This window comes from Ruegeria sp. S263, assembly GCF_056780525.1.
Genome location: NZ_CM165558.1, coordinates 2,324,344 through 2,347,611 on the forward strand (window position 1 = coordinate 2,324,344; position 23,268 = coordinate 2,347,611).

At 57.8% G+C, this 23,268-nt stretch carries 22 protein-coding genes; 10 read left to right on the plus strand and 12 right to left on the minus strand.

All coding sequences use genetic code 11. From position 1 onward, the window contains the following. Window positions 1-97 precede the first annotated feature (97 nt). The 7 genes from ACT2B1_RS11570 to ACT2B1_RS11600 all read left to right on the plus strand — a co-directional run bounded on the left by ACT2B1_RS11570 (window position 98) and on the right by ACT2B1_RS11600 (window position 7,558). Window positions 98-2,992, plus strand: a complete 2,895-nt coding sequence (locus ACT2B1_RS11570) for a formate dehydrogenase subunit alpha (protein WP_481667774.1) — start codon at window positions 98-100, stop codon at window positions 2,990-2,992. Between the two features lie 12 nt (window positions 2,993-3,004). Continuing rightward, on the plus strand, window positions 3,005-3,598 hold the full coding sequence (gene fdh3B / locus ACT2B1_RS11575; protein ID WP_037307340.1) for a formate dehydrogenase FDH3 subunit beta: 594 nt from the start codon (window positions 3,005-3,007) through the stop codon (window positions 3,596-3,598). Between the two features lie 110 nt (window positions 3,599-3,708). After that, window positions 3,709-4,059 (plus strand): putative quinol monooxygenase, encoded by a 351-nt coding sequence (locus ACT2B1_RS11580; protein ID WP_171121151.1) that lies wholly within the window; start codon window positions 3,709-3,711, stop codon window positions 4,057-4,059. Window positions 4,060-4,086: 27 nt separating this feature from the next. Continuing rightward, on the plus strand, window positions 4,087-5,283 hold the full coding sequence (locus ACT2B1_RS11585; RefSeq protein WP_171239419.1) for a formate dehydrogenase subunit gamma: 1,197 nt from the start codon (window positions 4,087-4,089) through the stop codon (window positions 5,281-5,283). After that, a complete protein-coding gene (locus ACT2B1_RS11590; RefSeq protein ID WP_481667775.1) occupies window positions 5,284-6,546 on the plus strand; it encodes a c-type cytochrome in 1,263 nt (420 codons plus the stop codon). Window positions 6,547-6,559: 13 nt separating this feature from the next. Next, complete coding sequence (locus tag ACT2B1_RS11595; protein WP_256367661.1) at window positions 6,560-6,685, plus strand: hypothetical protein; 126 nt, start codon at window positions 6,560-6,562, stop codon at window positions 6,683-6,685. Next, window positions 6,686-7,558: a helix-turn-helix transcriptional regulator gene (locus tag ACT2B1_RS11600; protein ID WP_171239421.1), complete on the plus strand. Its 873-nt coding sequence runs from the start codon at window positions 6,686-6,688 to the stop codon at window positions 7,556-7,558. It begins immediately after the preceding gene. Between the two features lie 2 nt (window positions 7,559-7,560). On the opposite strand, the gene ACT2B1_RS11605 is transcribed toward ACT2B1_RS11600, so the two are convergent. The 9 genes from ACT2B1_RS11605 to ACT2B1_RS11645 all read right to left on the minus strand — a co-directional run bounded on the left by ACT2B1_RS11605 (window position 7,561) and on the right by ACT2B1_RS11645 (window position 16,451). Further along, on the minus strand, window positions 7,561-8,376 hold the full coding sequence (locus ACT2B1_RS11605) for an ABC transporter substrate-binding protein (RefSeq protein ID WP_481667776.1): 816 nt from the start codon (window positions 8,374-8,376) through the stop codon (window positions 7,561-7,563). Window positions 8,377-8,395: 19 nt separating this feature from the next. Continuing rightward, window positions 8,396-9,130, minus strand: coding sequence for an ATP-binding cassette domain-containing protein (locus ACT2B1_RS11610; protein WP_171239423.1), 735 nt, complete (start codon window positions 9,128-9,130; stop codon window positions 8,396-8,398). Then, entirely contained in the window at window positions 9,123-9,836 is a 714-nt protein-coding gene (locus ACT2B1_RS11615; protein ID WP_171210617.1) for an ABC transporter permease, read from the minus strand. The genes ACT2B1_RS11610 and ACT2B1_RS11615 overlap by 8 nt, the downstream gene beginning before the upstream one ends. 152 nt (window positions 9,837-9,988) lie before the next feature. Continuing rightward, window positions 9,989-10,978: an ABC transporter substrate-binding protein gene (locus tag ACT2B1_RS11620; RefSeq protein ID WP_171239424.1), complete on the minus strand. Its 990-nt coding sequence runs from the start codon at window positions 10,976-10,978 to the stop codon at window positions 9,989-9,991. Window positions 10,979-11,037: 59 nt separating this feature from the next. Continuing rightward, complete coding sequence (locus tag ACT2B1_RS11625; RefSeq protein ID WP_481667777.1) at window positions 11,038-11,883, minus strand: ABC transporter permease; 846 nt, start codon at window positions 11,881-11,883, stop codon at window positions 11,038-11,040. After that, a complete protein-coding gene (locus ACT2B1_RS11630; RefSeq protein ID WP_171121142.1) occupies window positions 11,880-12,812 on the minus strand; it encodes an ABC transporter permease in 933 nt (310 codons plus the stop codon). The genes ACT2B1_RS11625 and ACT2B1_RS11630 overlap by 4 nt, the downstream gene beginning before the upstream one ends. After that, window positions 12,805-13,599 carry an ABC transporter ATP-binding protein gene (locus ACT2B1_RS11635; RefSeq protein WP_481667778.1) on the minus strand — a complete coding sequence of 265 codons (795 nt, stop codon included), beginning with the start codon at window positions 13,597-13,599 and terminating at the stop codon, window positions 12,805-12,807. The genes ACT2B1_RS11630 and ACT2B1_RS11635 overlap by 8 nt, the downstream gene beginning before the upstream one ends. 55 nt (window positions 13,600-13,654) lie before the next feature. Continuing rightward, the gene (gene hydA / locus ACT2B1_RS11640; protein WP_481667779.1) at window positions 13,655-15,109 is read right to left on the minus strand and encodes a dihydropyrimidinase; all 1,455 of its coding nucleotides are present in this window, start codon (window positions 15,107-15,109) and stop codon (window positions 13,655-13,657) included. Window positions 15,110-15,200: 91 nt separating this feature from the next. After that, window positions 15,201-16,451, minus strand: coding sequence for a Zn-dependent hydrolase (locus ACT2B1_RS11645; RefSeq protein WP_171239428.1), 1,251 nt, complete (start codon window positions 16,449-16,451; stop codon window positions 15,201-15,203). Window positions 16,452-16,621: 170 nt separating this feature from the next. Here ACT2B1_RS11645 and ACT2B1_RS11650 point away from each other — a divergent pair, with 170 nt between their 5' ends. Further along, window positions 16,622-17,230, plus strand: coding sequence for a TetR family transcriptional regulator C-terminal domain-containing protein (locus ACT2B1_RS11650; protein WP_171122934.1), 609 nt, complete (start codon window positions 16,622-16,624; stop codon window positions 17,228-17,230). A gap of 30 nt (window positions 17,231-17,260) precedes the next feature. Here the strand turns inward: ACT2B1_RS11650 and preA are convergent, their stop codons facing one another. The 3 genes from preA to ACT2B1_RS11665 form a co-directional block, all read right to left on the minus strand. Further along, window positions 17,261-18,565 (minus strand): NAD-dependent dihydropyrimidine dehydrogenase subunit PreA, encoded by a 1,305-nt coding sequence (gene preA, locus ACT2B1_RS11655; protein WP_171121137.1) that lies wholly within the window; start codon window positions 18,563-18,565, stop codon window positions 17,261-17,263. 45 nt (window positions 18,566-18,610) lie between these two features. Further along, entirely contained in the window at window positions 18,611-19,945 is a 1,335-nt protein-coding gene (locus ACT2B1_RS11660) for an NAD(P)-dependent oxidoreductase (protein WP_171121136.1), read from the minus strand. Window positions 19,946-20,105: 160 nt separating this feature from the next. Beyond that, window positions 20,106-20,738, minus strand: a complete 633-nt coding sequence (locus ACT2B1_RS11665) for a cupin domain-containing protein (protein ID WP_481667780.1) — start codon at window positions 20,736-20,738, stop codon at window positions 20,106-20,108. 169 nt (window positions 20,739-20,907) lie between these two features. Between ACT2B1_RS11665 and ACT2B1_RS11670 the strand changes: the two genes are divergently transcribed. Beyond that, window positions 20,908-21,903, plus strand: a complete 996-nt coding sequence (locus ACT2B1_RS11670) for a hypothetical protein (RefSeq protein WP_171239430.1) — start codon at window positions 20,908-20,910, stop codon at window positions 21,901-21,903. Between the two features lie 72 nt (window positions 21,904-21,975). Next, window positions 21,976-23,268, plus strand: a complete 1,293-nt coding sequence (locus ACT2B1_RS11675) for an O-acetylhomoserine aminocarboxypropyltransferase/cysteine synthase family protein (protein WP_171210610.1) — start codon at window positions 21,976-21,978, stop codon at window positions 23,266-23,268.

Consider the following 23,268-nt stretch of genomic DNA (forward strand, 5'->3'; position numbering starts at 1 on the left):
GACGTCACACCCGACTGACGGTTGCGATTGGCCCTGACGTCGGCACCAACAGTACCAAGCCAGCCATGGCTTACATGGCCAGCAAGGGAGGAAAGAAATGCTTAGGAAAAAGACCAACGGGGTTGCGAGACGCCCCCAGCGGACAAGTATCCTGTCCCAGGTCGGCGAGAAAACCGTCGATCGCCGCGCATTCCTGCGTGGCTCGGGCCTGACGATCGGCGGCCTTGCCGCGATCAGCGCCACGGGTGGAACCGTGACGCCAGCCAGTGCCCAGACAGCGGCCAACACTGCCGTTGAGAATATCAAATCCGTCTGCACTCACTGCTCGGTCGGTTGTACCGTCGTTGCCGAAGTGCAGAACGGTGTATGGGTCGGGCAGGAACCCGGCTGGGACAGCCCGTTCAACCTGGGTGCACACTGCGCCAAGGGGGCCTCGGTCCGCGAGCACGCCCATGGCGAGCGCCGCCTTAAATACCCGATGAAAAAGGAAGGCGGAGAGTGGAAGCGCATCAGCTGGGAACAGGCGATCGACGAGATCGGCGACGGCATGATGAACATCCGTCAGGAATCCGGTCCGGACAGCGTGTACTGGCTGGGGTCCGCGAAACATAATAACGAACAGGCCTATCTGTTCCGCAAGTTCGCTGCCTACTGGGGCACGAACAACGTGGACCATCAGGCCCGTATCTGCCACTCGACCACTGTTGCGGGCGTTGCGAACACATGGGGCTACGGCGCCATGACCAACTCGTATAACGACATGCACAACAGCCGGGCCATCTTTATCATCGGTGGTAACCCGGCCGAGGCGCACCCCGTCTCGCTGCTGCATATCCTGCGTGCGAAAGAGCAGAACAACGCCCCTCTGATCGTCTGCGACCCGCGTTTCACGCGAACCGCGGCCCATGCGGATGAATATGTCCGTTTCCGCCCCGGCACCGACGTCGCTCTGGTCTGGGGTATCCTGTGGCATATCTTCGACAACGGTTGGGAGGACAAAGAGTTCATCCGCACCCGTGTCTGGGGCATGAACCAGATCCGCGAGGAAGTTGCTAAGTGGAACCCGGATGAGGTTGAGCGCGTCACCGGCACGCCCGGCTCTCAGCTACGCCGCGTCGCACGGACCATGGTGAACAACCGTCCCGGCACCGTTGTGTGGTGCATGGGCGGCACACAGCACACCAACGGCAACAACAACACCCGCGCCTACTGTGTTCTTCAGCTTGCGCTGGGCAACATGGGCACCTCGGGTGGTGGCACCAACATCTTCCGTGGCCATGACAACGTGCAGGGCGCGACGGACCTTGGTGTTCTGTCCCACACCCTGCCCGGCTATTACGGCCTGTCCGCAGGGGCATGGGGCCATTGGAGCCGTGTCTGGGGTGAAGATCTGGATTGGCTGAAAGGTCAGTTCGCCACGATCAAGGACAAGGAAGGCAAGGACAAGCCGCTCATGAATGAGCGTGGCATCCCGGTTTCCCGCTGGATCGACGGTGTTCTGGAAGATCCGGCCAACATGGATCAGGACAACAACGTCCGTGCCATGGTTCTGTGGGGCCACGCGCCCAACTCGCAGACCCGCATGACGGAAATGAAGACGGCGATGGAAAAGCTGGATATGCTGGTCGTAATCGACCCGTATCCCACTGTTTCCGCCGTGCTGCATGACCGCACCGACGGTGTCTACCTGTTGCCTGCCTGTACGCAGTTCGAAACACGTGGTTCGGCCACTGCATCGAACCGGTCGCTGCAGTGGCGCGACAAAGTGGTTGATCCGCTGTTCGAAAGTTTGCCGGACGAGGTCATCATGGCCAAGTTCGCCAACAAGTTCGGCTGGGCGGACCGTTTCTTCCGCAATATCGAGATGGAAGACCCGGAAACGCCGAATGTTGAAAGCATCACGCGTGAGTTCAACTCGGGTCTTTGGACCATCGGTTACACCGGTCAGTCGCCGGAACGTCTGAAAAGCCATATGGCTAACCAGCACACGTTCGACAGAACCACGCTGCAAGCCATTGGTGGACCCAACGACGGCGAATATTACGGCCTGCCCTGGCCCTGCTGGGGAACACCGGAAATGGGTCATACGGGGACACCGAACCTCTATGACATGTCCAAGCCGGTGGCCGAAGGTGGCCTGACTTTCCGCGCCCGTTTCGGTGTGGAACGCGACGGTGACAACCTGCTGGCCGAAGGGGTCTATAGCGTTGGATCGGAAATTCAGGATGGATATCCCGAGTTCACGATGCAGATGCTGATGGATCTTGGCTGGGACGGCGACCTCACGGACGAGGAACGCGCGGCAATCGACGCCGTTGCGGGACCAGAGACCAACTGGAAAACCGACCTGTCTGGCGGTATCCAGCGGGTTGCGATCAAGCATGGCTGTGCGCCCTTCGGGAACGCCAAAGCCCGCGCGGTCGTCTGGACCTTCCCGGATCCGATCCCACTGCATCGCGAACCGCTGTATACAAACCGGCGCGATCTGGTCGAGGACTATCCGACCTACGAGGACCGTCAGGCCTATCGCCTGCCAACCCTCTACGCTTCGATTCAGAAGAACGACTTTTCAAAGGATTATCCGATGATCCTGACGTCTGGTCGTCTGGTCGAATATGAAGGCGGCGGTGATGAGACACGGTCAAACCCGTGGCTGGCTGAACTGCAGCAGGACATGTTCGTCGAGATCAACCCCCGGGATGCCAACAACCTTGGTATCCGTGATGGGCAACAGGTCTGGGTCGAAGGTCCCGAAGGCGGAAAGGTCAAGGTGATGGCGATGCTGACCAACAGGGTCGGTGCCGGTGTGGCCTTCATGCCGTTCCACTTTGGCGGCCATTTCCAGGGGGATGATCTGCGGTCGAAGTACCCCGCAGGTGCAGACCCCTATGTCTTGGGCGAAAGTTCAAACACCGCCCAGACCTATGGCTACGATTTAGTGACCCAGATGCAGGAGTCCAAGTGTACTCTCTGCAAGATCTGGGCAGCGTAAGGAGGAAAACGAATGGCTAGAGCAAAGTTTCTCTGCGACGCTGAACGCTGCATCGAGTGCAACGCCTGTGTCACCGCGTGTAAGAACGAACACGAGGTGCCATGGGGCATCAACCGCCGCAGGGTGGTAACGATCAATGACGGCAACCCGGGCGAACGCTCGATCTCGGTGGCCTGTATGCATTGCTCGGATGCGCCTTGCATGGCGGTGTGCCCGGTCGACTGCTTCTATCAGAACGAAGAAGGTGTCGTCCTGCACTCCAAAGACCTGTGCATTGGCTGCGGCTATTGCTTCTACGCGTGCCCGTTTGGCGCGCCGCAATATCCGCAGGCGGGCAACTTCGGATCGCGCGGCAAGATGGACAAATGTACCTTCTGCGCCGGCGGCCCCGAGGAAACGCACTCGACCGCAGAGTTCGCCAAATATGGTCGCAACCGGATCGCCGAGGGCAAACTGCCCATCTGCGCCGAGATGTGCTCCACCAAGGCCCTGCTTGCCGGTGACGGCGACGTGGTCTCGGCCATCTACCGCGAGCGCGTTGTTGCGCGCGGGTTTGGCTCGGGCGCGTGGGGTTGGGGCACCGCCTACGACCAGAAAGACGGCTAAGGCCTTAAAACAAAACGATAGTCCCCGCGTCACGTCGGGGGCTATCGCACTATTTTGCGCGGCATCCACTGATTGGTTCCGCCGTACGACTTGACCGTGACGGAGTTGAAATGACCGAAGATATCTACTGGCTGCTGAAGCTGGATCTGAACCCCGAAAAACAATCTGATTTCGAGGCACTGATGGCCGAGATGGTGGCGGCCACCCTTCAGGAAAACGGCGCCAAAAGCTATGAATGGCACCAGAGCGGCAATGCGATCCATATCTATGAGCGTTACGCCAGCTCTGACGATGCCCTGATCCATATGCAGAATTTCGGCGCCAACTTCGCCGAGCGGTTCATGTCCCTACTGACACCCGTGCAACTTGAAGTTTACGGACCTGCGAAAGATGACCTGCGTGCGGCCCTATCCCCGGTTGGCGCGGTCTTTCACCAACAGATCGGCGGGTTCGACCGCTAAGTCATTAACCCACAGGAGGGTGTCCAAATGCGCCTGATCTACTTCCTGCTTGTTTCGATATTCCTAACAGGGGTCGCTTGGGCGCAGGACACTTCCGAAGCTCAGGAGCCCGAACGCGCCTCGACCGGCGGGGCAACCACGCTAGAGGACATCCTTGCCAGACAGCGCGGCGAAAAGGTCGATAACTCGTACCGGTCCGAAAACACCGGTCAAGGAAATGCCGAGGGCCTTTTGGGCCAGCTTGGCACGCGGGGCGTTGCGTCCGACAGCGATGTATATCGCGCGCTGCGCTATGGGTCGGCCGATGTCACAGTATCCTCGAAGGGACCCGCCGCCAGTGTCCTTATTCAGGACGGAGGCATGTGGTGGCTGAACTTTCGCACCGGCCCCCTGCGCGAATATGGTAGCTATATCATTGCTGGCATGGCCGCGATCATTCTGCTGTTCTTCCTGATCCGTGGAAAAATCCGCATCGACGGAGAAAAAACGGGTCGCACCGTTCTTCGATTCAATGGGTTCGAGCGCTTTGGCCACTGGCTGTTTGCCGGGTCGTTTCTGATCCTTGGGATTACCGGGCTGCTGACGCTTTATGGTCGAGATTTTCTGATGCCTATTTTTGGCAAGGAAGGATTTGCGACGATCGCACAGGGGTGCAAATGGCTTCACAACAACCTTGCCTGGGCCTTTATGATCGGGCTGGTGATTGTCACTATCAACTGGATTTCGCACAACATCCCGAACCGCGTCGATCTGAAATGGCTGGCCGCAGGCGGAGGGCTTTTCACCAAGGGATCACACCCACCCGCCAAGAAGTTTAACGCGGGTCAAAAGATTATCTTCTGGTCCTGTATCCTGTTGGGAATTTCGATCAGCCTCTCGGGTCTGTCCCTGCTCTTCCCGTTTGAGATGCCGCTATTTGCCAAGACCTTCTCGGTTGCCAATGCAACGGGCTTGCCCCAACTGCTGGGTCTGGACCTGCCGACGCAGATGTCCCCGCAAGAAGAGATGCAATATGCGCAGGTATGGCACGTGATGGTTGCGTATATCTTCATCGCCATAATCATCGCACATATCTACCTTGGGTCTGTCGGTATGGAAGGCGCGTTTGACGCAATGGGCACTGGAGAGGTCGAGGAGCAATGGGCGCGTGAACACCATTCCCTGTGGCTGGAAGAGGTGCAGGAAAAAGAGGCAGGAAAAGCAGCGGCCTCACCTGCGGAATAAATGCGCGCTCTGGCCTTTGCACTGGTATTGCTACCCCTGCCCGCCTGGGCGGAGTTCTTTACGCTCAAGGGTCACGGCGGCCCGATCATGGGTATAGCCACGGCACCTGACGGGCGTATCGCAACGGCAAGTTTCGACAATTCCGTGGGTCTTTGGTCTGACCAGACTCCCGAATGGCTGGAAGGACACGAAGCGGCGGTGAATTCCGTCGTGTTCAACGGTACATCCATTTACTCCGCCGGGGATGACTTCACACTCAGACGCTGGCCCGGTGGTGAAGTTGTGGGGAGGCATCAAGGCAAGATCGTCAGTATCGCGGCCTCAAAAACCCATATTGCAACGGCAAGCTGGGACCGCACGATAGGCGTTTGGCCGGTGGACGGGTCAGCCCCCGTGGTGCTTGGCCCGACCGGAAGTGGTGTGAATACAGTGGTGTTTTCGCCTGACGGATCGAAACTATATTCCGCAGGAATGGATGGCGCGCTACGGGTGTGGGACCTGAGCACAGGTCAGGAAACCTTGCGTTTGGTAGAGCATGGTTTCGGCATCAACGAGCTTATTCTGAACTCTCAGGACAATTGGATCGCATATGGGGCCGTTGACGGCGTTACCCGCATCCGGGACCTGACCACCGGGGAAGAACAGGATTTTACCCTGGATCGACGCCCGATCCTCGCCCTGGCCCTCAGCCCAGACCGGAGCCTTTTGGCGGTGGGTGACGGAGAAGGCTATATCATGGTCATCGACACAGTCGAATGGCGCATTGCACAGGATTTTCGCGCCACCCTGCGCGGACCGGTCTGGGCCTTGGCCTTTTCCGCAGATGGCCGCAATATCCACGCCGGAGGCATTGATGAGGCCATGTATAGCTGGCCGGTTTCAGATCTTGGCGATCGGGAAAAGATGGCGTCTTCCGAACCCAGCTTTCTGAAAAACCCAAACGAAATGGGCAATGGTGAACGCCAATTCGCCCGCAAATGCTCGATCTGCCACAGCCTGACACCCGATGGTCAGCGGCGCGCCGGACCGACGTTGCACGGTGTCTTCGGCCGCAAGGCAGGTACGCTGCCGGGATATTTCTACTCGGAGACGCTGCAAGACTCTGATATCGTTTGGAATAGCGAAACGATAAATGCTCTTTTCGACGAAGGGCCTGACCACTACATTCCGGGGTCAAAGATGCCGATGCAGCGGATCACGCAACCCAGCGACAGGACAGACCTTATCGCTTTCTTGCGTCGTGCCACGGCGCCCGAAAACTGAGCCGGAGGAGAACATGAAAGCCTTTCTTGCCGCCGTCGCCGCGATGGTCGTGATTACCGTGGCAGCCCCGTACGCTTTGGGCCAGCTTGGTTTCAGTGCCGCAGATGCCGGGACCGGCTCATCCGTGCGATTGGACTAGATGCCCGAATACCTGACCACGAAAGAGCTGGCTGACCTGCTGCGCATTGGCGAGCGTAAAGCCTATGACCTTGCCTCTTCGGGCGAAGTGCCTTGTGTGCGCGCGATGGGAAAGCTGTTGTTTCCACGAGCCGAGGTTATCGCCTGGTTGAACGCGTCACGGACTGGCCCGCAGGTGGCTGAACCGCCCCTGCCCCCGATTGTCGCGGGCAGCCATGATCCATTGCTGGATTGGGCCTTGCGTGAAAGCGGTTCTGGCCTTGCGACATATTACGATGGCTCGTTCGACGGTTTGAACCGGCTCCGGGACCGAACCGCGCAGGCCGCAGCCCTCCACATTCACGAAGATGACGGGTTCAACGAAGGCGCTTTGCGGGATCAGTTGGGTGAAGCCCCCGTCGTCTTATACGAGATAGCACAGCGGCAACGCGGATTGCTTCTTGCCCCCGGTGTCACTGGAATTTCAGAGTTCGGTGACCTGAAAGGCCGACATGTCATTTTAAGGCAGGACAGCGCGGCCAGCCAAAGGTTGTTTGACACTCAGCTCGCCACCCTCGGGTTGACGCGCGATGATCTGGACACCCTTCCAACCTGTGCCCGAACCGAAGAAGAACTGGCCATCGCCCTGCATGACGGTAAGGCCGAAGCGGGTTTTGGCCTTGGTGCATTGGCCGGCCTTTACGATCTTGAGTTCGTGCCGACCCACAGTGAACGGCTGGACCTTGCCATCTGGCGGCGCGCCTATTTTGATGAGCCTATGCTCAAGCTCCTCAGCTTTGTTCAATCCGACAGGTTTGCCACACGCGCTGCTGAGTTTGGTGGATATGACCTGTCAGGGCTGGGCTCGATCCACCATAACGGGGCCAGCGGCTGATCTTACTGCGCGTTCGGGAAGAATAGCTGCTGACCGTCTAGTTTGTAGGACTCGATCGCAGCCTGCCCGTCAGGACCGATCAACCAGTCAATGAACCGCTGCCCTGCGGCAGCCCGAACGCCTGGATGCTTTTCAGGGTTAACCAGTATAACTCCGTACTGGTTGAACAAGCGCGGGTCGCCCTCGACCAGAATATCAAGGTTTCCCTTGTTCCCGAATGACTGCCACGTCGCGCGGTCCGTCAGGGCGTAGGCCCCCATTCCGCTAGAGACATTAAGCGTCGCACCCATACCGGACCCCGTTTCGCGGTACCAAGTGCCTGACGCCTCGGTCGGGTCAATCCCTGCTGCCGCCCAATGATCTAGTTCTGCCTTGTGCGTCCCGCTGTCGTCCCCACGCGAGGCGAACGGAGCCTCCGCCCGTGATACGGCCGTCAAAGCGGCGGCAATATCTGTCCCGCCTTTGACTTTTGCAGGATCTGATTTTGGCCCGACGAGGACAAAGTCGTTATACATCACGTCAAACCGCTCGACCCCCCATCCGTCGGCCACGAACTTCTGCTCGGCCGGCTTTGCATGGACCAACAAAACATCACCATCCCCGTTGATCGCATTGCGTATCGCCTGCCCCGTACCTACGGCAACAACCCTGACGTCGATCCCGGTTTCTGCCTCAAACCCCGGTAGGATATAATCCAGCAGACCCGAATTCTGCGTCGAGGTTGTTGATTGCACCACGATAAAAGGTGCTTCGGCCACGGCTGCCGTAACTGTCAGGCCGAGCGTTACCAATGCTGCCCGAACGAATTTCCGGATCATTCTGATCTCCGCTAATTGATTATGTTACCAACCCACCGGCAAGATAACGGCGCGATGCATCGCTTTCCGGTGCATCCAGTACTTGTTTGGCGGCCCCATGTTCAACCACGCGCCCGCCTTGCATCATCACGATATCAGCGGCCAAGCGGCGCGCCTGTCCAATATCGTGGGTGACCATGACGATCCGCACCCCCCGGTTCGAGGCCCGCTGGATCATTCTTTCGATCGTTTGTGTGGCACCGGGGTCCAGTGCGCTGGTTGGTTCGTCAAGGAACAAGGTTTCAGGGTCCAACGCCAGCGCACGCAGGATAGCAAGGCGCTGTGCCTCGCCCCCAGATAACGATCTTGCAGACTGGCGCGCCTTGCCTTCAAGCCCACCCTCGCCCAGCAATTCCTCGATCCGGGCTTTGCGGATACGGCGTGGAACGCCTTGTCGCTTCAAAACAAAATCTAGATTGGCCGCAACGGATCGCCGCAACAAAACGGGTTGTTGAAATACCATCGCCTGCCGAGCTTTGTGTTCCAGACCAAGTGGCGCTCCGTCCTGTTCGACTTGCCCCCGATCCGGTGCAATCAGCCCATGTAGGCAACGCAAAAGCAGGCTTTTCCCCGACCCGTTCGGGCCAAGGATCAAAGTTGGCCCCGGGCCATCCAAAGACAGACGCGGCACCGTCAACAGAGCCTTACCGTTGCGCGCTATCTCAAGATTGCGAACGGACAGACGCCGGACTATCTCGGGGGTCAGATCACGCATGGCGCAGCCCCTCTTGCTCGGCACGCAGGCTAAGCGTGCTGACTATCGCATTCACGGCCACAGCTATTCCGATCAGGATCGCGCCCAAGGCCAGCGCCAGCGCAAGATTGCCCTTGGATGTCTCAAGCGCGATGGTCGTGGTCATCACCCGCGTCACATGGTTGATATTTCCGCCGACAATGATGACCGCGCCCACTTCGGCAATCGCGCGTCCAAAACCGGCCAGTAGCGCAGTTATCAAAGCCAGCCTTGCGTCCCACAAAAGTACTGGGACCGAGGCCAGGCGCGACACCCCAAGCGACCGCAACTGTTCCGAGTATTCTTCGGCCAGCATTTCGATCACCTGCCGGGTCAGCGCAGCGACGATGGGTGTGACCAAAACCACCTGAGCGATGATCATCGCCGTCGGCGTATAAAGTAGCTCCAACACGCCCAACGGTCCCGATCGTGACAGCATCAGATAAACCAAAAGGCCAACAACAACCGGAGGGAACCCCATCAAAGCGTTCATGACTATGATCAGAACCCTTCGTCCCGGAAACCGTGCAACGGCCAGCGCCGCCCCAACCGGCATCCCTATCAACGCTGAAATCAGCACCGCAAATACCGAAACCTTAAGGGAGAGCAACACAATCGCCCAAAGCTCTGAATCGCCTTCAAGGATCAGAGATATCGCTGCGCTGAATTCTGATGCAAAACCTTGCATATTCTCCCTTCAGGTGTGAAATACTCGCTAAACGCCACTAATTTCAGGATAATACTAGGCCATTTTCGGGTTAAGTACACGCACATTTACGACACTGAAAAAAGAAACGCGGCCCCGAATGGGACCGCGTAATGTTGCTCTAATGAACAGGTTCAGTTCAGGGCTGCATCGGTAATTTGATGGGTCCAGGCACCATCAGGCTGCTTGGTGATCACCGGGTCCGAACCACCTGCCAGCAGAGTGCCAACAGTCCGCTCAAAATCCGCCGGATCCAGCGCGCCATTCGAACCTGCGGTCAGCTTGGCAATCTCGCCCATCATGCGCTTTTGATGTTCTTCGGTCTGAGCGCCCGTCGCATCATTTTCCAAAACGATATCCGCTGCTTCATCCGGGTTTTCTTCGGCGTATTTCCAACCCTTCATCGAGGCACGTACGAACCGCTCCATCTTATCGACGAATGCATCATCACTAAGGTTCTCTTCCAGAACATACAGACCGTCTTCCAGCGTCGCGACGCCCTGATCTTCGTATTTGAAGGTCACCAGCTCATCGGGGCTGACGCCTGCATCAATGACCTGCCAGTATTCATTGTAGGTCATAGTGCTGATGCAATCGGCCTGATGCTGCAACAGCGGGTCAACGTTAAAGCCCTGCTTCAGAACTTCGACACCGGTTTCGCTCTTGCCGCCTGTGTCGATACCAAGCTGGCTCATCCAGCTCATGAACGGGAATTCATTGCCAAAGAACCAGACGCCCAGCGTGCGGTTCTTAAGATCTTCGGGCGAGGAAATACCTGCATCCTTCCAGCAGGTCAGCATCATGCCCGAGCTTTTGAAAGGCTGCGCAATGTTCACCAGCGGCAAACCCTTTTCCCGTGCAGCAAGCGCCGCAGGCATCCATTCAACGGTTACATCCGCACCGCCGCCCGCAATCACCTGAGTGGGCGCGATGTCGGGACCACCAGGCAAAATTGTGACGTCCAGCCCTTCTTCCTCGTAGAACCCTTTGTCCTTGGCCACGTAGTATCCCGCGAACTGAGCTTGCGTGACCCACTTCAATTGCAGTGTCACTTCGTCCGCTGCCAGTGCAGCACTGGCTGCCAAACTAAAGGCGGCGACCGCCCCGCTAAGTAGCTTCTTCATCTTCATGTCTCCTAGTTGCTGTTGATGCCCCGTTTTCGGGGTCTGTTAAGGTTTTGTTGTTATCCACGTTGCGACGGATGCCAGAATGTCACCGCCTTTTCGATCATCGCCATCAAGCCATAGAACGCTGTTCCGGCCAAAGCCGCGACCACGATTTCCGCCCAGACCATATCCAGCGAAAGCTGACCAACGCTGGTCGAAATCCGAAAGCCCATTCCCAATGTTGGCGAGCCAAAAAACTCGGCCACAATAGCACCGATCAAAGCAAGGGTCGTAGAGATTTTCAAGCCATTGAAAATAAACGGCATTGCAGCAGGCAGGCGCAGCTTGAGGAAACTCTGCCAATAGGTTGCGGCATAGGTCTCCATCAGATCGCGCTGCATGGCAGTCGCCTCGCGCAGCCCTGCGACCGTGTTTACCAGCATTGGGAAGAACACCATGACAACGACAACCGCCGCCTTGGACTGCCAATCAAACCCGAACCACATGACCAGAATGGGCGCCGTCCCTACAATCGGCAGGGCTGCCACGAAGTTCCCCACAGGCAGTAGCCCTAGGCGAAGAAAGTCCCAGCGATCCACCGCGATTGCCGTCAGGAAGGCCGCGCCGCACCCAATAATATACCCGCTCAAGGCCCCCTTGATGATGGTCTGCACAAAGTCAGCCCACAGGATGGGCAAACTGTCGGCAAACCGCACGGCGATGACCGACGGGGCCGGCAGAATGACCAATGGCACCTCAAGCCCGCGGACGACCAGTTCCCAAATCCCGATAATCGTCAGGCCAAAGATCAACGGTGCAAGGAACCGAACCATTCGCGTATCCGCATAAGGCCCGCTGGCGAGGCGACTGTTTAGCCACCAGCCAAACAGCCACAGCAGGATTGCACACAAAACCCACATCATTGCGCTATCCCCATCCGCTTTAGAACCGTCCGTTCGATCAGCCCAAGCAAACCGACAAGACAGGCCGCCAATATCGCGGCAGCAAACAGCGCCGACCAGATTTGCACCGTCTGACCATAGTAGCTGCCGGCGAGCAGACGCGCTCCCAGCCCGGCGACAGCACCGGTCGGCAGTTCTCCGACAATGGCCCCGACCAGCGAGGCAGCGATACCTATCTTCAATGAGGTGAACAGGTACGGCATCGACGCAGGCAGGCGCAGTTTCCAGAACCCCTGAGACCGACTGGCGTTATAGGTGCGCAACAGGTCAAGCTGCATCGCATCGGGGCTTCGTAGACCTTTGACCATACCCACGACAACCGGGAAAAAACTCAGATAAGCCGAAATGACGGCCTTGGGGATAATCCCCTGAATGCCTACGGAATAAAGAACCACAATGATCATCGGGGCCAAAGCGATGATCGGGATCGTTTGACTGACAATGGCCCAAGGCATCACCGACATATCCATAACGCGGCTATGCACAATTCCGACCGCCAGCAAAATGCCCAAACCTGTTCCAATCGCAAAGCCCAGAACCGTCGCGCTGAGCGTCACCCAGCCGTGATAGATCAGCGACCGTTTCGAGGTAATCTTCTTCAGAACCGTCGTCTCCCACATCTCAATCGCAACTTGATGCGGTGCGGGCAGACGGGGGCGATCCTGTTCCCATGTTGCGGGAATGGCAAAGCTGTTGTTTAGCACCAGACCCAGCTCGGACATATCCCGGCGATCCTTGGCCGAAGGCGGCTGCACTTCGGCACCTGCGCGTTCCTGCTCGGTCAGAACCCCTTTGATATTCATCGGAACACACGCCGCATACCAGAAGGCCACGATCACGGCGAGGACAGTAAGAACCGCCCAGAACGCTTTGAAACCAGAACTATTCATCCGAGTGCCCCGCCCGCAGCCCTTCACGCACGCGATGGGCAACTTCGATGAATTCCGGCGTGTCGCGGATATCCAGAGGCCGCTCTTTGGGCAGAGGGCTGTCGATCACATCCGTAATCCGACCCGGCCGGGGGCTCATGACCACAATCTTGGTGCTGAGATAGACCGCCTCGGGGATCGAGTGCGTCACGAACCCGATAGTCTTTTCCGTCCGTGCCCACAGCGCCAGAAGCTGTTCATTCAGGTGGTCGCGCACGATCTCATCCAGCGCGCCAAAGGGTTCGTCCATCAGAAGGATATCAGCATCAAAGGCCAATGCCCGCGCGATACTGGCCCGCTGCTGCATCCCGCCTGACAACTGCCATGGAAACTTCCCACCAAACCCTTCAAGGTCAACGAGTTCCAAGACCTTCTTGACGCGATCCTCTTGCTCGGCTGAGGAATAGCCCATAATCTCAAGCGGCAGTTTGATGTTCTTGGAGATGGTCCGCCACGGATACAGGCCCGCCGCCTGAAACACATAGCCATAGGCCCGGTTCCGCCGCGCCTCATCCGGGGTCATGCCGTTGACGGTCAACGTCCCAGCCGTCGGCGTCTCAAGCGCCGCGATACAGCGCAAAAAGGTGGTTTTGCCGCAGCCCGAGGGGCCGATAAAGCTGACGAAATCCCCCTTGTCGATAGTGAGGTTCACGTCCTTCAGCGCGTGAACCGGACCGTCGTTTGTCTGGAAGGTGAGATCCAGTTGTTTCGCCTCTATTACAGGCTGCGCAGTGCTTTCAGTATTCATTCCAGTGCCTTGAAAAGGTTCGGTTATGGGCCGCTTCCAAAGCAGCCCAACCAGATCACACGCCCGTCGCCGGGATTCCCGTCCGTTCAACGGGCCGCGGGGCCGTCAATTCCTTCCACGTACTCAGCGCGCGGTTCACATGCCCGTTCGGTTCTCGAGCCACAAAGTCACCATGTCCTTCCTGAGTACGAATTTCCCCATCATGAACCGCAACCTGGCCCCGTGTAAGAGTAAAGCGCGGCAGGCCCTTGACCTCTTTTCCCTCGAACACGTTGTAGTCAATCGAGGATTGCTGCGCGTCGGCAGTGATCGTCTTGGTCTTTTCAGGATCCCAAACCACGATATCCGCATCCGCGCCCACAAGTATCGCACCCTTTTTTGGATAGCAATTCATGATCTTAGCGATGTTTGTTGATGTAACGGCCACAAACTCATTCGGGGTCAGACGCCCGGTATTCACCCCATAGGTCCACAACATCGGCATCCGATCTTCCAACCCGCCAGTACCATTCGGAATCTTGGTGAAATCACCCACGCCATAGCGTTTCTGCTCGGTCGTAAAGGCGCAATGGTCGGTCGCCACCACGCTCAGCGTTCCCGAATGCAGCCCGTTCCAAAGGCTGTCCTGATGCTGCTTGTTCCGAAACGGAGGGCTCATGACCCGGCGCGCGGCATGATCCCAATCTTGGTGGAAATACTCGCTCTCATCCAAGGTCAGGTGCTGGATCAAAGGCTCCCCCCAAACCCGCTTGCCCTGCATCTTGGCCCGGCGAATGGCCTCATGCGCCTCTTCACACGAGGTATGGACCACATACAAAGGTACCCCCGCCATATCTGCAATCATGATGGCACGGTTCGTCGCCTCCCCCTCAACCTGCGGAGGGCGGGAATAAGCGTGCGCTTCCGGCCCGGTATTACCCTCGGCCAGCAGCTTGGCGCTGAGCTCAGCGACCACATCGCCATTCTCGGCATGAACCATCGCAATCCCGCCCAGTTCGGCCAGACGCTTGAACGAGGCGAACAGCTCATCGTCATTCACCATCAGCGCGCCCTTATAGGCCATGAAATGCTTGAAAGTGTTGATCCCCCGCGTCTCGATCACGGTCTTGATGTCATCAAACACCTGCTCGCCCCACCAGGTGACGGCCATGTGGAACGAATAATCACAATTCGCGCGCGTAGACTTATTGTCCCAGCGTTTCAACGCATCCAGCAGGCTTTCGCCCGGATTAGGCAGCGCGAAATCTACCACCATCGTGGTGCCCCCGGCCAAAGCCGCCCGCGTCCCGCTTTCGAAGTCATCGCTGGAATAGGTGCCCATGAACGGCATCTCCAGATGCGTATGCGGATCAATCCCGCCCGGCATCACATAACATCCGGTCGCATCCAGTTCCTTGTCACCCTTCAGATCCATCCCGATTTCAGTGATCACGCCATCTTCGACCATCACATCCGCCTTATAGGACAAATCCGCGGTCACGACGGTCCCGTTCTTGATAACAGTGCTCATTTTGATCTCCCTGTTGCGGTCTGCGCCGCTTGCTTCATCTGGCTAAAAATATCCCGGGGGAGTCGCCCTCGGGCGACGGGGGCAGCGCCCCCTATTCCACGATCTCCGCTGTCTCGACGACCGCATGAAACAGAACATCCGCCCCGGCAGCCGCCCAGTCCTTGCTGATCTCTTCAGCCTCGTTGTGGCTCAACCCATCCACACAGGGGCACATCACCATGGCCGTCGGCGCCACCCGATTGATCCAACACGCATCATGCCCCGCCCCCGAGATGATATCGGTATGCGAATAGCCCAGCCGTTCGGCCGCATCCCGCACCGCCGCGACGCAACTGTCGTCAAACTTCACCGGGTCAAACCCACCAACCTTTTCGAACTCAATCTCAAGGCCCATCTCTTCCACGATGTCCTCAGCCGCAACCCGAAGGCGCGCCTCCATATCTTTGATCACATCCAGTTCAGGTGACCGGAAATCAACCGTAAACACAACCTTGCCGGGGATCACATTGCGAGAGTTCGGGAAGACATCGATATGCCCCGCCGCCCCAACCGCATGAGGTGCATGGGACCACGCAATCTCATCTACTTTTTCAAGAATTCGCGCCATGGCGAGGCCAGCATTCTTGCGCATCGGCATCGGGGTCGAGCCAGTATGCGCGTCCTTTCCGGTGACTGTGATTTGCGTCCAGCTTAGGCCCTGACCATGGGTAACGACACCGATGTCTTTTCCTTCGGCTTCGAGAATCGGACCTTGCTCGATGTGCAGCTCAAAGAAGGCGTGCATCTTGCGCGCTCCGACCTCTTCATCCCCGCGCCAACCGATCCGCTGCAATTCGTCGCCGAACTTCTTGCCCTCGGCATCCTCGCGATCATAGGCCCAGTCCTGCGTGTGCATCCCTGCGAACACGCCTGAGGACAACATCGCAGGTGCATAGCGCGTGCCCTCTTCATTTGTCCAATTGGTCGCGACGATCGGGTGCTTGGTCTTAATCCCCAGATCATTCAGAGTGCGGATAATCTCCAGCCCGCCCAGAACTCCCAAGACACCATCGTATTTTCCGCCCGTAGGCTGCGTGTCCAAATGCGAGCCGACATAGACTGGCAAGGCTTCGGGATCCGTCCCCTCGCGACGCGCGAACATGTTGCCCATCTGGTCCAGCCCCATCGAACAGCCCGCGTCCTCGCACCATTTTTGGAACAGCGCGCGGCCTTCGGCATCCTCATCCGTCAGCGTTTGACGGTTGTTGCCACCCGCCACACCGGGGCCAATCTTGGCCATCTCCATCAGGCTGTCCCACAACCTGTCGCCATTGATCCTGAGGTTCTGCGCCGGAGCTGCCATCTTGTTTTCCCTGTTGCTTGCGATTTGGCTCGCTTTTGGTGTCTTGATTTGACCATCTGGTCAAACTCACGCTATCACGGGTTCGAGATCAGTCAAGAAATTGCAGGACTCAGCCAGATTTTTTGCCCTATTCAGCACCCGCCTGCCGGAAAAAGAGACACCCTGAAAACATGCCTGAAGACCGCGCCCCGACCAGAATTCAGAAAAAGAACCGCGCCGCAATTCTCGACGCCGCACTTAATGTGTTCTCAGCCCATGGATTCCGTGGCGCAACGGTTGACCAGATTGCCGCCGAAGCCGGATTAAGCAAGCCCAATCTGCTGTATTATTTCCCATCGAAAGAAGCGATTCACACCGCGCTGTTGTCTGGCCTTCTGGAAACATGGCTGGCCCCTTTGCACGATCTTGATGCACAAGGCGACCCGATGGAAGAAATCCTGGCGTATATCCAACGCAAGCTAGAGATGAGCCGCGATCTGCCCCGTGAAAGCCGTCTGTTTGCAAATGAACTGGTACAGGGCGCGCCACGCATTCACGATTCGCTGTCCAATGACCTAAAGGCCCTGGTCGATGAAAAAACCGCGATATTGTCCGATTGGATGGATCAGGGAAGGATTGCGCGACTGCACCCCTATCACCTGATTTTCTCCATCTGGGCGCTGACCCAGCACTATGCGGATTTTGACGTTCAGGTTCGGGCGATCCTAGGGGATGAAGACCCATATGAAGGGGCCGAGCCGTTCGTTGATACGCTCTATCGTAAGCTACTGACGCCATAAAAAGGGGCCAGCGCTGGCCCCTTTCTTTGCTTACTCAGCTGCTTTTGCCATGGGATTGTTCGGGTGCGTCGTCCAGTTGGCATAGTCTGGCTGAACCTCGCGTCCTGTACGTGGGTCAACCTCTCCGGCCGTCATCGGCACCATCGAGATACAGCCGTCAACCGGGCAGACATCCACGCAAAGATTACAGGCGACACATTCGTCATCCATGACCTCGAACACGCGGTCATCGGACATGGAAATCGCCTGATGACTGGTGTCTTCGCAAGCCGCATAGCACCGGCCACACTTGATGCACTGGTCCTGATCAATTTTGGCCTTCGCCACGTAGTTCAGGTTCAGATACTGCCAATCTGTGACATTCGGAACGGCAAGACCAACAATTTCCGAAACGTCCTTATAGCCCTTTTCGTCCATCCATTTGGACAGGCCAGCGGTCAACTCGTCGATGATCTTGAAGCCATAGGTCATCGCCGCCGTACAAACCTGAACGGTGCCACATCCCAACGCCATGAACTCTGCCGCGTCGCGCCACGTGGTCACGCCGCCGATGCCGGAAATCGGCAAGCCGTGCGTCGCTTGCGCCCGCGAAATCTCGGACACCATCGACAGAGCAATCGGTTTCACCGCAGGGCCGCAATACCCGCCATGGCTGCCCTTGCCATCAATCGAAGGCTCGGGGCTGAACGTATCCAGATTGACGCTGGTGATCGAGTTAATCGTGTTGATCAGCGACACCGCATCGGCACCGCCGTTCTTTGCCGCCTCGGCAGGTTTGCGAATGTCTGTGATGTTCGGCGTCAGCTTCACGATGACCGGGCGATCATAGTACTTTTTGCACCAACGCGTGACCATCTCGATATATTCCGGTACCTGCCCCACGGCGGAGCCCATGCCGCGTTCACTCATCCCGTGCGGACAGCCAAAGTTCAGCTCAATCCCGTCTGCGCCGGTTTCCGCCACGCGCGGCAGGATGGCTTGCCAAGCCTCTTCCTCGCACGGCACCATGATCGAAGCGATCAGCGCACGGTCCGGGTAATCCGATTTAACCCGCGCCATTTCTTCAAGGTTCACCTCCAACGGGCGGTCCGTGATCAACTCGATGTTGTTCAGGCCCAAAAGCCGCCGATCGGCACCATAGATCGCGCCATAACGCGGCCCGTTCACGTTCACGACCGGAGGCCCCTCGGCCCCGAGCGTTTTCCAGACCACGCCACCCCATCCGGCCTCGAAAGCGCGGCGGACGTTGTATTCCTTGTCGGTCGGCGGCGCCGAGGCCAACCAATACGGGTTCGGGCTTTCAATACCCAGAAAGTTTGTTTTTAAATCAGCCATCTATCCGGCCTCCCTGATGCAGTTCAGCATCTTTATCTGTGGGTTTCACGCAGTCAGGCTTGCGTGGATATCCATTGCGGCATCGCGGCCCTCGGCCACGGCAGTCACGGTCAGGTCTTCACCACCAGCAGCGCAGTCGCCCCCGGCCCAGACACCTGCGATCGAAGTACGCCCGGCCCCAGTTACAGCAATCTTGTTGCCGTCCAGTTCCAAGCCTTCCGGCGCGCCTTCCAATGTCTGACCAATCGCCTTGAGTACCTGATCAGCAGGAACGCGGACCATCTCACCCGTGCCGGTCAGTTGACCGTCATGGCTGGCAGTATACTCCAGTTCGATCTCAGCGGCTGCCCCGTTTCCGTGCACGGCCACAGGCTGCACGTTGGTCATGATTTTGACCCCATGCGAAGCAGCCAAGTCCTGTTCGTATCGGCTGGCCCCCATCGCATCACGGCCGCGCCGATACGCGATTGTGACGTGTTCGGCCCCTAGCAACTTGGACTTCACCGCTGCATCTACGGCCGTCATTCCGCCACCGATGACCACGACATTCCTACCGACCGGCAAATCCGCCAAGTCGCCGGCCTGCCGTACATCAGCAATAAAGTCGACTGCGGCCCGCACACCGTCCTTGTCGACACCACCCGCGCGCAGGGCGTTCACCCCGGCCAAACCGATTGACAAAAAGACAGCGTCATAATTTGCAGACAGACCTTCCAGCGAAATCCCCTCGCCCAGAACCGAACCCGTCTCAATGGTGATCCCGCCGATTCCAAGCAGCCAATCCACCTCGGCCTGCGCGAAATCGTTGGTCGATTTGTAGGCCGCGATTCCGTATTCGTTCAATCCGCCCGGCTTGGGTTTGCTTTCGTGAATGACAACGTCATGACCCAGCATGGCCAAACGATGCGCACAGGCCAGACCCGCAGGGCCAGCCCCTACAACGGCCACTGTCTTGCCGGTAGGTGCAGCACGCTCAAACGGGTGCGCACCATCGGCCATCACGCTATCTGTCGCATAACGCTGCAAACGTCCGATTTCCACTGGCGAGCCTTCTGCGGTTTCGCGCACGCAGGCTTCTTCACACAGCGTTTCGGTCGGGCAAACGCGGGCGCACATTCCACCAAGGATATTCTGCGCCAGAATAGTTTCACCCGCCGCTTCGGGTTGTCCGGCCTGAATCTGTCGCATGAACAGCGGTATGTCGATGTCTGTGGGACAAGCCGTCACACACGGCGCGTCATAGCAAAAATAGCACCGATCAGCAGCCACGGCAGCCTCATGCGGGGCCAATGGCGGATGCAGATCCGTGAAATTCGAGGTCAGCTCATCGCTGGAAAGTCGCCCGGAAACTATGCCGGGGACCATCTGGCCCTGTGCCATCGCTCTACTCCCTGTAGATATGTTCGTTATGATCTCAGCTTGCCACAATCTGATTTTTTATCAATTGGTAAAATTTGCCAATTGGTCAAAAAATGAAAAAACCGGGCCAAAAAGCCCGGCTTCACCGTTCTAATGCCTGTTTTTAAAGCAATCGCGGAATTCAGATCATCTGGTTCAGGTGGCCGGACTTCATCCAAACACGTGCGCCAGATGCCCCGGCTTGCGCGCTAGACTTCTCTCCGGGTGGTAGCCTGAGCCAGTCCCAGACCGCAAAATCCTCGGACAATTCCTGCACCGAGCCTTCGATTATGAACAGCTCAAGCCCTCCGGCAGCGTCCAATTCCACCGTTTCGCCGGGGCCTAACGTCAGAACCCGCACGTCCTCTTGCGCGTCTTTGAAGAGTTGCATGTTGCCCTCTCCGTTGATTGAACGCCGCACTTGGGTCCGGTCCTCGGGGTCGAATTGGTGCAGCTTGACCAATATCGTCGCTCCTTCCTTTGCCGAAGGCGTATGGGACGATGTCGGCGGGTTCCGCACGTAACTGCCCACAGGGAAGTCACCCGTTTCATCCTGAAAGACGCCATCCAGAACAAGGTATTCCTCACCCCCATCATGGGTATGCGCGGCAAACGCGCTCCCCGGTGCAAACCGAACAATCGTCGTCGCGCGAGCGACCTCTTCGCCGATCCGATCAAGCATTTTCCGTTCAACCCCAGCAGCCGGGGACGCGACCCATTCGTTTTCGTCGAAATGAACTGCCACGCGCCTGGTGAAATCTGCGTTGACCCTCATGAGTCTTCTCCTGTTTCGTCCCGTGTCCAATAGATGGGCGTGCTGCCGCCAATTTCAAAATTCCCATTTCTGGTGCCGCGTGAACTCTGGTTTTGACGAGCCTTGCTGCGTACAGTACGTGCAACACAAATAATGCGCCAATGAGCGGCCAAATTCCGAAAGTCCCTCGATGCAGGCCAAGACCCCAAAGTTCAACGTCGTAATCGTCGGACAGAACAACCGCCTACAGTACGAGGCGCTTTTGTTTGCCGCTTCGTTGCGGCACAGCTCACCGGATTTTGCGGGCAGATTATTCGTTGCCTCACCCAATTCCGGGCCGCGTTGGTCCCAAGACCCCGGGCTACAAAACGAGGATGTACTTAAGGCTTTGAAGCAGTTGGACGCCGAGGTTTTGCCATTCGACAACCTCGTATTTGGTGAAAGCTATCCCAACGGCAACAAGATTGAAGCCTTGCTCGCGCTGCCCGAGGGTGAGCCGTTTGTGTTTTTTGACAGCGACACGCTGATCATCGGGGATCTGAACAGCGTCGCATTCGATTTTGATCGTCCAAGCGCCTCGCAAAAAGTCGAGGGGACATGGCCCCGCCCAACACTGTATGGACCCGGCTTTGATGGCATTTGGGGCGCATTGTACCGCCGGTTCGGACTGGATTTTGACAGCTCTTTGGACAGATCGCAGCCGCACGACTACTGGCGGCGGTATCTGTATTTCAATGCCGGTTTTTTCTATTACCGCTGTCCCAAAGAGTTCGGGGAACGCTATCTGGAATATGCCCGCACCATCCGGGACGAAGACATCCCCGAAATGGCCGGGCAAACGCTGACCCCTTGGTTGGATCAAATCGCACTTCCCCTTGTCATCCATTCGCTTGGCGGAGGGCGTGACACCCTGCCCCAAGGTCTGCTGGATGGATCGGTGAGCTGCCATTACCGCCTGTTTCCACTGCTATACGCACGCGAGAGTGACCATGTGGTCGAGGTGTTAGAAACCGTCGTTGCACCGAACAAGATCAAGAAAGTGCTCAAGGGGTATGAGCCGATCAGAAAGCTGGTGATCCAGCGCAAAGGGCATAAGATCCGTCAGATGTTCGACCGCGACAACCTGCCCCAACGCGAACAAGTCATTCGCAACAGGATCAAAACTAGCGGCCTTTGGATGCGTTGACTGGGTTGTTGTGCGCAAGCGCCCAATCGCCTAGAGAGTCAGCAACACACATTCCAGAGGGAGAGTTCAACGATGTCAGACGGTCCAACCTACGGCTTTGACACGCTTCAAATTCACGCTGGTGCGCGCCCTGATCCGGCAACGGGGGCGCGTCAGACCCCGATTTACCAGACAACGGCGTACGTCTTTCGTGACGCAGACCATGCGGCCGCCCTGTTCAATCTGCAGGAAGTCGGCTTTATCTACTCTCGCCTGACCAACCCAACCGTGGCCGTTCTGCAGGAGCGTATCGCCACGCTGGAAGGTGGTGTGGGCGCTGTCTGCTGTTCTTCGGGCCACGCGGCGCAGATCATGGCGTTGTTCCCGTTGATGACTCCGGGCTGCAATATCGTTGCTTCGACGCGCCTTTATGGGGGGACCGTTACGCAGTTCAGCCAAACCATCAAACGCTTTGGCTGGTCCGCCACATTTGTGGATACGGATGACGTAGACGCGGTGAAGGCCGCCATCGACGACAACACCCGCGCGATATTCTGCGAATCCATCGCCAACCCAGGCGGATACGTCACCGATATCCGTGCGCTGGCAGATGTCGCCGACGATGCGGGCATTCCTCTGATCGTCGACAACACCTCGGCCACCCCATACCTGTGCCGCCCGATTGAGCATGGCGCGACGCTGGTGGTGCATTCGACCACCAAATACCTGACCGGCAACGGCACCGTAACGGGCGGCTGCGTCGTGGATTCGGGCAAATTCGACTGGTCGGCGAATGACAAATTCCCCTCGCTCGGCCAGCCTGAACCCGCCTATCACGGCCTGAAGTTCCACGAAACGTTCGGCCCGTTGGCTTTCACCTTCCATGGCATCGCCATCGGTCTGCGCGATCTTGGCATGACGATGAATCCGCAAGCTGCCCACTATACGTTGATGGGGATAGAGACCCTGTCGCTGCGGATGGAGCGCCATGTCGAGAACGCTCAGAAAATCGCGGCCTGGCTCGAAGCGGATGACCGGGTGGAATACGTGACCTATGCAGGGCTGCCCTCGTCGCCTTACAACGACCGGGTCAAGGCGCAGTACAAGAAGGGCGCTGGCGCGCTGTTCACCTTTGCTGTCAAAGGTGGGTATGACGCCTGCGTCAAGCTGGTGAATGCGTTGGAAATCTTTAGCCATGTGGCCAACCTGGGCGATGCACGGTCACTGATCATCCACTCGGCCTCGACCACCCACCGCCAGTTGACCCCCGAACAGCAAGAGGCCGCAGGTGCCGGCCCCGGCGTTGTGCGCGTATCCATCGGGATCGAAGACGCCGGCGATCTGATCGCTGACCTGGATCAGGCACTGGCAAAAGCGTCGGCCTAA

What these genes read in the sequence shown, in the direction of transcription:
- ACT2B1_RS11570 (WP_481667774.1), top strand. Translation starts at nt 98, where the DNA reads ATGCTTAGGAAAAAGACCAACGGGGTTGCGAGACGCCCCCAGCGGACA.
- fdh3B (WP_037307340.1), top strand. Translation starts at nt 3,005, where the DNA reads ATGGCTAGAGCAAAGTTTCTCTGCGACGCTGAACGCTGCATCGAGTGC.
- ACT2B1_RS11580 (WP_171121151.1), top strand. Translation starts at nt 3,709, where the DNA reads ATGACCGAAGATATCTACTGGCTGCTGAAGCTGGATCTGAACCCCGAA.
- ACT2B1_RS11585 (WP_171239419.1), top strand. Translation starts at nt 4,087, where the DNA reads ATGCGCCTGATCTACTTCCTGCTTGTTTCGATATTCCTAACAGGGGTC.
- ACT2B1_RS11590 (WP_481667775.1), top strand. Translation starts at nt 5,284, where the DNA reads ATGCGCGCTCTGGCCTTTGCACTGGTATTGCTACCCCTGCCCGCCTGG.
- ACT2B1_RS11595 (WP_256367661.1), top strand. Translation starts at nt 6,560, where the DNA reads ATGAAAGCCTTTCTTGCCGCCGTCGCCGCGATGGTCGTGATTACCGTG.
- ACT2B1_RS11600 (WP_171239421.1), top strand. Translation starts at nt 6,686, where the DNA reads ATGCCCGAATACCTGACCACGAAAGAGCTGGCTGACCTGCTGCGCATT.
- ACT2B1_RS11605 (WP_481667776.1), bottom strand. Translation starts at nt 8,376, where the DNA reads ATGATCCGGAAATTCGTTCGGGCAGCATTGGTAACGCTCGGCCTGACA.
- ACT2B1_RS11610 (WP_171239423.1), bottom strand. Translation starts at nt 9,130, where the DNA reads ATGCGTGATCTGACCCCCGAGATAGTCCGGCGTCTGTCCGTTCGCAAT.
- ACT2B1_RS11615 (WP_171210617.1), bottom strand. Translation starts at nt 9,836, where the DNA reads ATGCAAGGTTTTGCATCAGAATTCAGCGCAGCGATATCTCTGATCCTT.
- ACT2B1_RS11620 (WP_171239424.1), bottom strand. Translation starts at nt 10,978, where the DNA reads ATGAAGAAGCTACTTAGCGGGGCGGTCGCCGCCTTTAGTTTGGCAGCC.
- ACT2B1_RS11625 (WP_481667777.1), bottom strand. Translation starts at nt 11,883, where the DNA reads ATGATGTGGGTTTTGTGTGCAATCCTGCTGTGGCTGTTTGGCTGGTGG.
- ACT2B1_RS11630 (WP_171121142.1), bottom strand. Translation starts at nt 12,812, where the DNA reads ATGAATAGTTCTGGTTTCAAAGCGTTCTGGGCGGTTCTTACTGTCCTC.
- ACT2B1_RS11635 (WP_481667778.1), bottom strand. Translation starts at nt 13,599, where the DNA reads ATGAATACTGAAAGCACTGCGCAGCCTGTAATAGAGGCGAAACAACTG.
- hydA (WP_481667779.1), bottom strand. Translation starts at nt 15,109, where the DNA reads ATGAGCACTGTTATCAAGAACGGGACCGTCGTGACCGCGGATTTGTCC.
- ACT2B1_RS11645 (WP_171239428.1), bottom strand. Translation starts at nt 16,451, where the DNA reads ATGGCAGCTCCGGCGCAGAACCTCAGGATCAATGGCGACAGGTTGTGG.
- ACT2B1_RS11650 (WP_171122934.1), top strand. Translation starts at nt 16,622, where the DNA reads ATGCCTGAAGACCGCGCCCCGACCAGAATTCAGAAAAAGAACCGCGCC.
- preA (WP_171121137.1), bottom strand. Translation starts at nt 18,565, where the DNA reads ATGGCTGATTTAAAAACAAACTTTCTGGGTATTGAAAGCCCGAACCCG.
- ACT2B1_RS11660 (WP_171121136.1), bottom strand. Translation starts at nt 19,945, where the DNA reads ATGGCACAGGGCCAGATGGTCCCCGGCATAGTTTCCGGGCGACTTTCC.
- ACT2B1_RS11665 (WP_481667780.1), bottom strand. Translation starts at nt 20,738, where the DNA reads ATGAGGGTCAACGCAGATTTCACCAGGCGCGTGGCAGTTCATTTCGAC.
- ACT2B1_RS11670 (WP_171239430.1), top strand. Translation starts at nt 20,908, where the DNA reads ATGCAGGCCAAGACCCCAAAGTTCAACGTCGTAATCGTCGGACAGAAC.
- ACT2B1_RS11675 (WP_171210610.1), top strand. Translation starts at nt 21,976, where the DNA reads ATGTCAGACGGTCCAACCTACGGCTTTGACACGCTTCAAATTCACGCT.